Annotated in this window: 14 protein-coding genes and 1 other RNA gene; 11 read left to right on the forward strand and 4 right to left on the reverse strand. The window is 44.0% G+C overall.

Translation table 11 applies throughout. The features are described 5' to 3' along the window. The first annotated feature begins 93 nt into the window (after positions 1–93). Positions 94–1,755: a DNA repair protein RecN gene (gene recN / locus IEV89_RS15430; protein WP_188474409.1), complete on the forward strand. Its 1,662-nt coding sequence runs from the start codon at positions 94–96 to the stop codon at positions 1,753–1,755. A gap of 112 nt (positions 1,756–1,867) precedes the next feature. Next, a complete protein-coding gene (gene bamE / locus IEV89_RS15435) occupies positions 1,868–2,212 on the forward strand; it encodes an outer membrane protein assembly factor BamE (protein ID WP_188474485.1) in 345 nt (114 codons plus the stop codon). Positions 2,213–2,290: 78 nt separating this feature from the next. Here the strand turns inward: bamE and IEV89_RS15440 are convergent, their stop codons facing one another. Together IEV89_RS15440 and IEV89_RS15445 are read right to left on the reverse strand one after the other, a co-directional pair. Then, positions 2,291–2,575 carry an RnfH family protein gene (locus tag IEV89_RS15440; protein WP_188474410.1) on the reverse strand — a complete coding sequence of 95 codons (285 nt, stop codon included), beginning with the start codon at positions 2,573–2,575 and terminating at the stop codon, positions 2,291–2,293. Next, positions 2,568–3,002 carry a type II toxin-antitoxin system RatA family toxin gene (locus IEV89_RS15445; protein ID WP_188474411.1) on the reverse strand — a complete coding sequence of 145 codons (435 nt, stop codon included), beginning with the start codon at positions 3,000–3,002 and terminating at the stop codon, positions 2,568–2,570. The genes IEV89_RS15440 and IEV89_RS15445 overlap by 8 nt, the downstream gene beginning before the upstream one ends. Before the next feature lie 157 nt (positions 3,003–3,159). Here IEV89_RS15445 and smpB point away from each other — a divergent pair, with 157 nt between their 5' ends. From smpB to IEV89_RS15465, 4 genes are all read left to right on the forward strand, one after another. Continuing rightward, positions 3,160–3,642, forward strand: a complete 483-nt coding sequence (smpB, locus tag IEV89_RS15450) for an SsrA-binding protein SmpB (RefSeq protein WP_188474412.1) — start codon at positions 3,160–3,162, stop codon at positions 3,640–3,642. 49 nt (positions 3,643–3,691) lie between these two features. Further along, positions 3,692–4,054: a transfer-messenger RNA gene (gene ssrA / locus IEV89_RS15455) on the forward strand. A gap of 193 nt (positions 4,055–4,247) precedes the next feature. Continuing rightward, entirely contained in the window at positions 4,248–5,447 is a 1,200-nt protein-coding gene (locus tag IEV89_RS15460; RefSeq protein WP_188474413.1) for an integrase domain-containing protein, read from the forward strand. Further along, the gene (locus IEV89_RS15465; RefSeq protein WP_188474414.1) at positions 5,447–8,668 is read left to right on the forward strand and encodes a P-loop NTPase fold protein; all 3,222 of its coding nucleotides are present in this window, start codon (positions 5,447–5,449) and stop codon (positions 8,666–8,668) included. The genes IEV89_RS15460 and IEV89_RS15465 overlap by 1 nt, the downstream gene beginning before the upstream one ends. Before the next feature lie 334 nt (positions 8,669–9,002). On the opposite strand, the gene IEV89_RS15470 is transcribed toward IEV89_RS15465, so the two are convergent. Next, positions 9,003–9,173: an ogr/Delta-like zinc finger family protein gene (locus IEV89_RS15470; protein WP_188474415.1), complete on the reverse strand. Its 171-nt coding sequence runs from the start codon at positions 9,171–9,173 to the stop codon at positions 9,003–9,005. Positions 9,174–9,180: 7 nt separating this feature from the next. After that, positions 9,181–9,900 carry a capsid size-determining scaffold Sid gene (gene sid / locus IEV89_RS15475; RefSeq protein ID WP_188474416.1) on the reverse strand — a complete coding sequence of 240 codons (720 nt, stop codon included), beginning with the start codon at positions 9,898–9,900 and terminating at the stop codon, positions 9,181–9,183. A 534-nt stretch (positions 9,901–10,434) separates the two neighbouring features. Between sid and IEV89_RS15480 the strand changes: the two genes are divergently transcribed. Genes IEV89_RS15480 through IEV89_RS15500 form a run of 5 tightly spaced genes read left to right on the forward strand, consistent with a single transcriptional unit; the run spans position 10,435 to position 12,058 of the window. After that, a complete protein-coding gene (locus tag IEV89_RS15480) occupies positions 10,435–10,695 on the forward strand; it encodes a helix-turn-helix transcriptional regulator (RefSeq protein ID WP_188474417.1) in 261 nt (86 codons plus the stop codon). Then, positions 10,692–10,922, forward strand: a complete 231-nt coding sequence (locus IEV89_RS15485) for a hypothetical protein (protein ID WP_188474418.1) — start codon at positions 10,692–10,694, stop codon at positions 10,920–10,922. Before IEV89_RS15480 ends, IEV89_RS15485 begins: the two co-directional genes overlap by 4 nt. Before the next feature lie 13 nt (positions 10,923–10,935). Beyond that, positions 10,936–11,460: a host cell division inhibitor Icd-like protein gene (locus IEV89_RS15490; protein WP_188474419.1), complete on the forward strand. Its 525-nt coding sequence runs from the start codon at positions 10,936–10,938 to the stop codon at positions 11,458–11,460. Beyond that, complete coding sequence (locus IEV89_RS15495; RefSeq protein ID WP_188474420.1) at positions 11,457–11,720, forward strand: hypothetical protein; 264 nt, start codon at positions 11,457–11,459, stop codon at positions 11,718–11,720. The genes IEV89_RS15490 and IEV89_RS15495 overlap by 4 nt, the downstream gene beginning before the upstream one ends. After that, on the forward strand, positions 11,717–12,058 hold the full coding sequence (locus IEV89_RS15500) for a DUF5375 family protein (protein WP_188474421.1): 342 nt from the start codon (positions 11,717–11,719) through the stop codon (positions 12,056–12,058). Before IEV89_RS15495 ends, IEV89_RS15500 begins: the two co-directional genes overlap by 4 nt. The last annotated feature ends 2 nt before the right edge of the window (positions 12,059–12,060 follow it).

The raw sequence follows: 12,060 nt of genomic DNA on the forward strand, positions 1-12,060 counted from the left end.
CTAAAAAATAGTGCATCGGAGGCTTTACTGTATATAAAACCAGTTTATACTGTATGTAATTACAGGTCTGTTTTTATGTACAGGAAGGTGATCATGCTGGCGCAATTAACTATCAGTAACTTTGCCATTGTTCGTGAGTTAGACATCGATTTTCACCGCGGTTTGACGGCTATCACTGGCGAAACCGGTGCAGGTAAATCTATTGCGATTGACGCGCTGGGTCTATGCCTTGGCAGCCGTGCTGATGGCAGCACCGTACGCCTTGGCGCAGCACGCGCCGATATTTGTGCCCGCTTCACTTTGGCCGATACGCCTTCCGCAAAACAGTGGCTGGCGGATAACCAATTGGATGAAGGTAATGATTGCCTGCTGCGCCGAACCATCAGTGCTGACGGTCGCTCGCGCGGCTTTATCAACGGCACGCCTGTCCCGCTCTCTCAATTACGGGAAGTCGGCCATCACCTGATACAAATCCACGGCCAGCATGCTCACCAGCTTCTGCTCAAACCCGAGCATCAAAAACAACTCCTGGATGCCTACGCTGATCAGCCAGTACTGCTGTCACAAATGCGTCAGGCCTATCAGAACTGGCACTACAGCTGTCGACAACTGGCACAATACCAGCAACAAGTAACCGAGCGCGAAGCGCGCCGCCAACTGTTGCAGTACCATCTCAAAGAACTGAATGAATTCTCGCCACAGGCAGGAGAATACGAACAGATCGATGAGGAGTACAAACGTCTGGCGAACAGCGGGCAACTCCTTTCATTAAGCCAGAGTGCGCTTTGCCTGCTAGCCGATGGCGATGATCAAAACATTATGAGCCTTTTGTATACCGCTAAAAATCATCTGGTTGAACTGGTTGAGCTCGACAGCAAAATGAATGATCTGATCGTTATGCTTGACGATGCCTCCATCCAAATCAGTGAAGCAAGCGACGAGCTTCGCCACTACGGCGAACGGCTTGAGATGGACCCTAATCGTCTGTTCGAACTGGAGCAACGCCTGTCGCGCCAGATGAGCCTGGCCAAAAAACACCGTGTATCTGCTGAAGAGTTGCCGGAATTACACCGCCAACTACTGGAAGAACAACAAATGCTGGATGATCACGAAATGAATCAGGCCGAACTGAGCGAAACCGTGAATCTGCATTATCTTCAGGCATTAAATATCGCCGAGCAGCTCCATGACAAGCGGCAGTTTTTCGCCGATGAACTGACTCGCCTCATCACTGAAAGCATGCAAGCACTCTCCATGCCACACGGTAAATTCAGGATTCAGGTGCAGTTCATGCCAGAGCATTTAAGTCAGGAAGGCGCAGACCGCTTAGAGTTCCAGGTCACCACCAACCCAGGCCAGCCGTTGCAGGCACTAGCTAAGGTTGCTTCAGGCGGTGAGCTTTCGCGAATCGCCTTGGCGATTCAGGTGATCACCGCACAAAAAATGGAAACTCCGGCACTGATTTTTGATGAAGTGGATGTTGGTATCAGTGGTCCAACTGCGGCCATTGTCGGTAAACTCCTGCGTCAGTTAGGTGAATCCACTCAGGTCATGTGCGTTACGCATTTACCGCAGGTGGCTGGCTGCGGTCATCAACATTATTACGTCAGCAAAGAGACAGATGGCGAAGTGACAGAAACACGGATGAACCGGCTCGATAAAAAGGCCAGATTGCAGGAGCTAGCCCGCCTGCTGGGTGGCAGCGAAGTGACGCGAAATACGCTGGCGAACGCAAAAGAGCTGCTGGCAGCGTGAAAATGTCAACTTTTTTACAGTTCTGCGGTCATACAGGTGCCCAGCAAAGGTTTCAAACTGATGAAAGGTCTATTATCATCGGCATCTTATGCCCTAAAGGAATGTAATGACTATGCGCTGTAAAACGCTAACTGCCGCCGCAATAACTCTTGTAATGCTGACTGCGGGCTGCTCCACACTGGAAAAGGTGGTTTATCGGCCTGACATCAATCAGGGGAACTATCTCACTCCTGCTGATGTACAAAAAATTCATACCGGTATGACCAAGCAACAAGTTGCTTATATTCTTGGCACACCTATGCTGCATGACCCGTTCGGCAATAACACTTGGTACTACGTTTTTCGTGAACAGCCAGGTCATCAAGACGTAAAACAGCAGACACTAACCCTGACCTTTAATGGAGCAGGTACGTTAACGAACATTGATAACAAGCTGAAATTAGACAGTAAGAATTAATTTCCCGTAGGGTGTGGTGATGGCAACAAGCAGCCAGCACTCATACTCAGGGTAAAAAAATAAGGCGCCTTAAGCGCCTTATTTTTTGGAACGTTCAGCACGCAATCGCCGAAGTTCTTTCGGGTCAGCAATCAGAGGACGGTAAATTTCAATACGATCGCCATCATCTGGAATGTCTGACAGTTTCACTGGCCGACTATAAACGCCAACCTTATTCGTTGTCAGATCAATGTCTGTTCGTATCTCCAGTAAACCTGAAGCCTGAATAGCCTGTTCGACGGTGCTTCCTGCTTCCAGCTTAACCGTACGCAGATACTGGCGTTCAGGCAGCGCGTAAACAACCTCAACGCAGATCTCAGGCAATGTAAACCTCTTTGGCGCGCAGAGTGAAAGCCTGAACCATGCTGCCGGCCAGTTCTTTGAAAATCTTACCGAATGCCAGCTCAATCAATTTATTAGTAAATTCAAAATCTAGATTAAGCTCAACCTTGCAGGCCTCAGAACTGAGTGCGATGAAATTCCAACCTCCCATTAACTTACGAAATGGGCCATCCACTAATTGCATATCAATACGCTGGTTACTGATCAGCATATTTCGCGTAGTGAAGGTTTTACTAATGCCTGCCTTGGAAACATCTACGGCGGCAATCATAGAATCCGGACTTTGTTCTAAAATGCGGCTACCGGTACAACCCGGTAAAAATTGCGGATAAGCATCAACATCGTTTACTAAGTTGTACATCTGCTCCACGCTGAACGGCACAAGCGCAGAACGACTTATCTGTGGCATATCATTTTCCATGTGTCATAAATCGTACGAATCATACCATTTATCGACCATGGGGCAAAAAACTACCTGACCAGGTGGGTAACAAAGACCAAAATCCTCAGGCTGTTGACCGGTAGGGATTTCATTCGTCAACGCTTACAGTATAATAAGTATCACTATGACAAATAAAAAAGCACATAAACCCGGTTCCGCAACCATTGCGATGAACAAACGCGCTCGCCATGAATTCTTCATCGAAGAGGAGATCGAGGCGGGGCTTGCTTTGCAAGGTTGGGAAGTCAAATCGATGCGCGCAGGCAAAGCAAACATCACTGACAGCTATGTCACCTTCAGGGATGGAGAAGCCTATCTCTTTGGCGCGACTATCCAGCCTTTAAGTGTTGCATCCAGCCACGTTGTCTGCGATCCAACGCGCACCCGTAAATTACTGCTCAACAAACGTGAGCTAGAAACGTTGTTCGGCAAAGTCAATCGTGACGGCTACACCATTGTTGCGCTTTCCATGTATTGGAAGAATGCCTGGAGCAAAGTCAAAATTGGTCTGGCTAAGGGTAAGAAAGAGCACGACAAGCGAGACAACATTAAAGATCGCGAATGGAAAGTAGATAAAGCTCGGATCATGAAGAACGCAAACCGCTAAGCTACTGGCTTAGCGTACCTATTTTCTGATATAGTGTACGACAGTACTTGGGGCTGATTCTGGATTCGACGGGATTTGCGAAGCCCAAGGAGCATGCCGAGGGGCGGTTGGCCTCGTTAAAAGCCGCAAAAAAATAGTTGCAAACGACGAAAACTACGCACTAGCAGCTTAATAACCTGCTTAGAGCCCTCTCTCCCTAGCCTCCGCTCTTAGGACGGGGAATTAGAGAGGTCAAACCAAAAGAGATCGCGTGGACACCTTGCCTGGGGTGAAAGCGTTAAATCCAATCAGGATAGTTTGTTAGTGGCGTGTCTGTCCGCAGCTAACCGGCGAATGTAATGACTAGACTAAGCATGTAGTGCCGACGGTGTAGTAATTTCGGACGGGGGTTCAAATCCCCCCAGCTCCACCAAATTATGATCCGGTTATTACCAGATAAGTCCGGAGAAGTCCTGAAAGCCCGCATCCCTCCTAGGTTTGCGGGCTTTTTTGTGTCTGTAGTAGTCCGAGGAGATCCGCCTGAAACCGGAGTCTATTGGTATACGAATTGGTATACGCTAAGATGTATACCAATAAACGTATACCAATTAAGGGAAGATCCTTGCATGGCGCGGACTACACGCCCCCTCACCCACACCGAAGTACAAAAAGCTAAAGCCCTCGACAAAGACCTCACCCTGCACGATGGTGACGGACTCTTTTTGTTAGTCAAAACCACCGGCAAGAAAATTTGGCGTTTCCGCTACCAACTTCCCAACAGTAACAAACGCACCATGATCAGCCTCGGTGCTTACCCTGCCCTCTCCCTTGCCGATGCCAGAGAGATTCGCGCTGAGAAGTTAGCGATGTTAGTCCGTAGAATAGATCCGCAGGCAAGTGCTGAAGAAGAGGCGGAGAAGCTCCAGATTGCTCAGGAAAGCATTTTCGTGAATGTAGCGCGTAAATGGTTCGAGCTGAAAGAAAGTCGCGTTAGCGCGGACCATGCTAAGGATATCTGGCGTTCTATCGAAAAGGACATTTTACCCAGCATCGAAAACGTTCCTGTTCACGAGCTTAAAGCGCGCACCCTGATTCAAGTATTAGAACCAATTAAAGCACGCGGAGCATTAGAGACTGTCAGGCGGTTAGTACAACGCATAAACGAGATAATGATTCACGCGGTTAATGTCGGGTTAATTGACGCCAACCCAGCCTCAGGTATTGGCAATGCTTTCGAACGCCCAAAGAAGCAGCATATGCCCACCATACGGCCCGAAGAACTGCCTAAATTGATGCGCACCATTTCGATGAGCAACTTATCTATACCAACCCGCTGCCTTCTTGAATGGCAGTTACTGACGCTAATACGCCCTGCAGAAGCATCGGCAACAGCCTGGTCAGAGATTGATATAGAGAATAAGCAGTGGTGTATTCCAGCAGAACGGATGAAGGCGAAACGCGAGCATATCGTTCCTCTGTCAGAACAAGCCTTAGAGCTGCTGGCAATCATGCGCCCAATCAGTGGTAATCGTCAGTACGTATTTCCTAGTCGCAATGACCCACGCAAGCCCATGAACAGCCAAACAGCTAATGCAGCTTTAAAGCGCATTGGTTATGGTGGAAAATTAGTCGCACATGGTTTAAGGTCAATTGCGAGCACAGCATTAAATGAACAAGGCTTTAGCAGCGATGTTATTGAAGCTGCTCTTGCACATTCTGTACAGGGTGAAGTAAGAAAAGCTTATAACAGGAGCACATATTTGAAACAAAGATGCAGCCTTATGGATTGGTGGGGCAAAAAAATAAAAAATAGTTATGGAGCTTAATGATGACTTTAATTTTACACACAGAAGCACCATCTTTAGAAGATATTATTGATGGTAACAGCCATCAAAATATAGCAAATCAAATTGCAGCGGCATTAGCACTTGATGATATAAACATCATTGGCATTGATGGGCCGCTAGGCTCTGGAAAATCAACTGTAATAAAATTACTTGAGAAAGATCTTGCAAGTGATGAATTTCAATTCATTAATTTTGACGCGGAGATTTATCAGCAAGGCTCAACGAAAAAAGCCTTAATAACAAAAATATTTGACGGGATTTTACCTAAAACTCCTTCTAGCCTCAAAGGGAAACTACAAGAATACAAAGATGAAGCTCTCGGGAATAATATCACCTATAGGAAAACACAGGATAGTGCTATTAGTTCTTGGTCTGTCATATTCATTGCATCGTTATTTATTTGCAGCCAATCAATAAGACCAATGCATGCCGAATGGTCAAAGCTACCTGAAGAAATAAATCACTTATTAGGGTGGGTGTTAGTAGCGCTCGTAGCATCCCCTATAGTTATTGTACTTTGCTTCTTATTTGCGTCGACTAGAAATAAGTCATTAAAAATTGGTAATTTGATAAAAAGAAATACCGTTGATATCATCACTGAAAAGATGTTAATTTCAAAAGAAGTAGGAAGCATTGAATTACATAAAGCCATAAGTGGCTTTAAGGAATGCATTCCTCCTGGCTTGAAGTTCCTTCTAATAATAGACAATTTAGATAGAATATCTCCTGAGAAAGTTAAAGAAATATGGAGCGACATTGAACTTATAAGTAACTCATCAGAAAAAAGGCTAAAACTTATAATCCCTTACTCGTCAGAGCATGTTGCAAAATCATTATCTAGCGATCCATATGAGGGAAAAGAATACATCTCAAAAAGAATACCAATTAGTTTTCAAATCCCCCCTATTCTTTCTGCTGGTTGGCGAAATGTATTTTCAAATTATTGGAAAACAAGTTTCCCTCATGATACAGAGAATCTTCATCATGACACATCTGAACTTATAGAGATCTGGCTACCGAAGAGTTACCAACCAGTAACACCTCGTTATTTAAAAAAACTCATTAATGACATACAAATAATATCATCCTCTACACCTTTCCCTGTTAAAAACATAGTTTGCGCATATTATATACTTACAACAAGACAGAACGAGACTCCTTTTAATCATTTGCTTATTGAAAATTTCGAGAGTAATACCATTGAAGAACAATCAAAGGATAAATTTAAAAAAAGCATAAGAAAGTTACAGAGGATTTATGGAAATAATCGACAACAATGGATTGATGAACTTCTATGTATCAATTATCAAACTAGTGCATCATTAGCGCAAGGTGAATTGATTGACGAACCTCTGAAAATTGCTTTAATACAGGCAGATGCAGATGAACTTTCAAAGATATCTGACATGTTCGGATTTCTTTCTGCATGGCGAAAGATCATTGATACAACCGACCCTACTGACTGGTTTGTAACTCTTTCCAAAATGTCCAACGAGAAAAATGAAATCGTTAAGGAGATCCTTCCTGAAGTAATTAAATCTTTAGATACATTAGATGATACGCCAACTTCGACAATTGAAAATGAGAATTTCCTTCCGTCCATTATTACATTAAAAGAAAATGGATTTGAAATTCATGGTCAATATATAGAAAAAATAACCAGTAAAATCTCTGATGAAATCTTAAATTATGTATCTTTAGATGATAATTCTTTGTTGAACTTAGGGATGCATAGTAGTGAAATTCAGTTGTCTTTATTAAGATGCGAACTAATATCAAAATTAATAGAAAAAAATATTTTAAAAGAAGTATACCCATTACCTACCTCCGTCTTCTATATATTAAACCTCAAAGACAAATCTAATGACTTCCCAAATTTGGAAATTTCAAGCTACAGATTGAAAGCTGATGATTTAATATATGGGTTACGATACTCCTTTATGAATGGAATTAACATTCGGCTCACTGAGAGTGATATTGATAAACATGCTATTCTACAAAACCCAGCCGTCTTGGATGTTATTCAAAACACCCCTACCGAAGGCTTAGATGTAGTATATTCTAATTTTGTAAACTCTTCGACTGTTTCTAGCTTACTCTCCTTCGAGTTATTAGTTCTTTATCCTTCGTGGCATACTACCAATTTAACCCCTTATTACACTCGACTTTTCGCCTCGGCTATAGACTGGAAAAATGAGTGCATTGCACATTTCATAGCTCAAATGATTGCTTCACAAACCATTAGTTCTATTGAAATGTACAAAAATAACATTTCTGATACTAATATCTTTACCAATAACTTATCTTGCTATTTAAAATACATTCCTGAGTTTTCAAAAATAACCTCAGCCCTAACGCTTGAAATACTCAATGAATACCTCACCCCTGCTTTGGATGTTCTGTGTGAGCAAAAATCCCTTCAGATAAATAATGTAGATGATATAATTAAAAAATCCTTTTCCACTTTAAATAAATATCTAGGCCATAAGTTTATAGAGCAATTCACAAAGGACAATGAAAACCTATTATCTGAAAGAATAGAAGCGGAATGGATTAAAAACATCGATTCATCTCTAATAGACTTTATAATTAACAAAGAAGAACCAGACCAGTTGTCTAACTCATTAATTTATAGCTTTGAGTCTGAAATAGAAACCCAAGACGACTTTAACAAAGTTTCAAAAGAATCCTTGGGTGTTCATTCGAAAATTGTGAGCTATGCATTTAATAATGGGTATAACTTGTCTTTAATTAAAGATTTCATAACACCATTTTATAATGATTTCAATGTAGAGTTACTAGATACTAAGATGCCTCGCATGATGTTTGATACATTAAATGATGATGATAAAAGTATAACACTGAGAAATCTTTCTGATTTGATTTATATGCGCGGAATAGATGTCAAGAGACAAATTTTATTATTAAAGCACTTTAACGATATTCTAATTTATAATGATGAGGATGAAAGTACACGCTCAGGTTCACGTTCGATAACGAGACTTTTTGATCACATTGAAAGCTATCCATTCATAGTATCTTGGTTAGATATACAAAATATCAATTTCAACAAGTGGAATCATGATGATAAGAGGCATGTTGTTGAAATTATCGCCAATAACGTTCTCCAATTCCCTACATTAGGAGAGAAAAACCCTGTCAAAACTAAATTACGAGAATTGAAAAGCCAAGAGGAATAGCTATCACTCTTTTCTACGCGGCTCTACGCGGCGCGCGCGCAATGTTACCCGCCTGCCCGCTCCTGACTTAGCTCACTGGTTTTGATGCATGAAGTAAAGCCTCTGAAAGCCAGTGTAGCAAGGGATTAGAGCCATTTTTAGCACTCCAGATTGCATGCAAAACCATGCACCCTATGCATGCACAGCTCATTAAATGCGGCTAGCCAGAGAAAAGGCGTCATAAGAACAAAAAGATTGCTGAAGCAACGTAAAAAGCCGCCTCAAGATGAAGCGGCTAATGATGAACTCAAAACAGAGAATGGGAAGCAGGCCATAGTCCTACGTCATTAACCTTTCAGTACATACAGGTATCTCTTTTTATTACCTTGATTATGCTTTCAAGCGTTTTAAAAGCACACGAACAGTCGAGGTTTGTGCATTGGTAATAGGCTTCTTTCGTTTGCTCTGTAATATACCGGCTGGTGCGAATATGTGCCGCAGAACGGCACAAAGGACAGCGCATCATAAGATAATTACTTTTTCTGGCGCTGTTTTTTTATTTCATTAAGCTCTTGACAAAGTTGTTGCTGTTTTATCGGGCTATTCATTAGCGCCATATCGACACCGACCAAGCTTGGATAATAAAGACCTATTTTCTCCAATACCGGTTCGATTTCCATATCAAACTGACACTGTTTTGCTACTTCGGTTAATTTGTTGCCGATAAGCCCACTGACGACTTTTTCAGGCTCTATGTAATATTCTGATTGCGCCTCTAGGGTGGTCGCCATCGACAGTGCGTGTAGTTTTAGCTTAATCGCCCGAATCAGACTTGGACTAAGATTCTTTAATGCCTGTGACCACTGATATTCAGCATAAGTAACAAAAGCATGCTTGTGCGCGCCAAGCAGCTTTTTGGCTGTCCGTGCGCAGCCTAACATTTCCGTTTTCTGCTCCAGCTCCAAATCATTAATTAGATCAGCAAATTCTTTAGCCAGTTCCATTTGGCTGATCCGCTGGCTGTGTTCATTTTTGAGTTCTTCGGTCATCTCTCCACGCAAGTTACGAAACCGAGTTCGCCAGTTTGTTTCGGCTTCTTTACTTTGCTCCTGCGCCTGATCCCTTTCTTTCGTACAGCGCGATATGGCTTCGCTGATGTCATTCAGTCTTAACATGCATCCGGCATGGGCAACTTTGGCCCCATCGAAAGCATTGATGGCGTTATTTACATCCTGGGATAGTGAGTGATTCATGAGGGGTTGTCTCCGGTATGTTTAAGATGAATCTATTGTGCGGAGGCTGACACAACATTTCTATTGAATGGCTCTTGCTGGTCGCTGGTACAACAGCCTCAAACGTACTCCACCTAACCAATAGCTACATTTTAGTTATAGAAATACTGTTCACTACTATTCACTTAAAAATAAAAATCATATAAATCATTAAATTAACCAGTGAACACTTATTTAAAAACTCATCACCAACTATTCACAAGTGTTCATTGCTAAGAAAACGACCTTTCTTTGGCCAGCCTGATATTGACTGTTTATTCCGATTAATAGCCACAACATCAATCGATTATGCCGATGACCCGATTTGCCAATATTACTCAATAGTACTCAATGTTATCCAATGCTCCCATTTGATTAAAAAGCAGGCAAAAAACCTTAAGCGTTAGGCAACATCGCCTTGTTGCTACCCTGAAAGAAATTCACATAATAGGGCGCTACTTAACGAAACCACCGGAACTGGACAGATTCAGCCGGACTCAAAAAAGAGGTAGCACCATGCTTTCCATCGCTCAAAATACTCCCCCAGCATCATACTCAGTCATGCCGCCAGCGTTTCCCCGTGACCGCTTTATGCGACTGCCGGAAGTCATCCATACCACCGGCCTGTCCCGGTCAACCATTTATGATTTGATCAGTCGCCAGCAGTTTCCCGCTCAGATCTCTCTCGGTGGTAAGAACGTTGCATGGCTGGCCTCAGAGATTGATAGCTGGATGAATGACCGTATCGCAGCACGCGTTCAGGGGACGGTTCAATGATTTCTCTGTCTGTCGGTCATCATAATATCCAGCTCAATACACAAGAGGCGGCCTATCTAGCTGAAGGCCTGATGGCTGCCGCCTGCGGCAGAAAGAACCCTTTGCCTGCGTTTACCAGCAATACCCTGGGCGTGTTATCCGTAACAGCCGAAAGCGTTAGTTCAGGGGATTATCCGCACTTCCGATCAAATCCGCAGCAGTCTGATCACGTCCTGACCGATTGCTAAGATGGAAAGGCTCATGCACCAAAAAAGGCTTTTCTCTGGCAAGCGGCTGGTCTATAGTTTTTGGGCTGTCGCAAAATCGGCAGCCGGGCGTGGAAACCCGAGCAACTCAATGGCGACACAACACGCGCCAGGCGTGTTTTTTTATGTCGTAGCCTTAGCGCACCTATTATTTGCACAGTGGTTTCTAAATCACTGTGATTATCAAACAATGGTAGCTCAGGCGGGGCAGCCTTCGGGCTGGCCGGTAGTCATTGAGGCCGGTATTTCCACCCCCGTCTGGGCTACCACCCATAAGCGTGGAAACTTCGGTGGTAGCAATAACCATTACTCAATGGAGGCTGCCACTATGGCTACAACCCTCACCACCACACCCCCGAAATTTACGTTCCTGTTTGCTGCCGTTCGCCGCGCTGAACCTAAAGCGCGTATCTGTATGCTACGTTTTGTCGCAGATAACGAACACACTGCCCGCCAACTACTGTCCCGCGATTACGTGCTGTGTTTTGCCGGTCGTTTGCCAGTACCGGAGGCCATATGAACAGACTCGCTTCCTACTATTTTCCTAATACGCATTACCCTATCCCCCATGCCGATTTTCTGCGCTTACAACATGCCCACAATGTCGGGGTCATGTTCCTCGACATGCTGGACACACAGGACTCTCTGGGTCATAAGCCTGACACAAATCAACTAGCCTCGATGGCCTCTGTTGTCGCCCTTCTGACTGACCAACTCGGCAAAGTCGTCGATACCTGCGAATCAAAAATGGGAATACAGCCGGAGGACACCTGCAAATGATCACCACCCAACAATCATGCCTGCCGGTTGAAGTACTCACGGCCCTTTATCGCCGCGCTCTGGCACAGGCTTATCTCGATGCCTGCGCCTCTCATGGTCTTGAAATCGGCTACACGCTTGATGAACTGCAAATGGCTATCGCGGCAGAAGTCGAAAATTACTATGTCGGTCAGCACGGCCCGAGGGTTGGCATGGATATGGCCTGCGCCATGCTCCGCGATATGGTTCAGCCGGACATTCTGGTCGCGAAACCCCGCCTGACGATGCTCGGTGAATCCATGATGGACGAGCTGTGCCATCAACACATTGCATCCACCCCGAATACAACGCTGCACTGATG

Origin of the sequence: Hafnia psychrotolerans, assembly GCF_014639435.1 — a bacterium.
Taxonomy (GTDB): domain Bacteria; phylum Pseudomonadota; class Gammaproteobacteria; order Enterobacterales; family Enterobacteriaceae; genus Ewingella; species Ewingella psychrotolerans.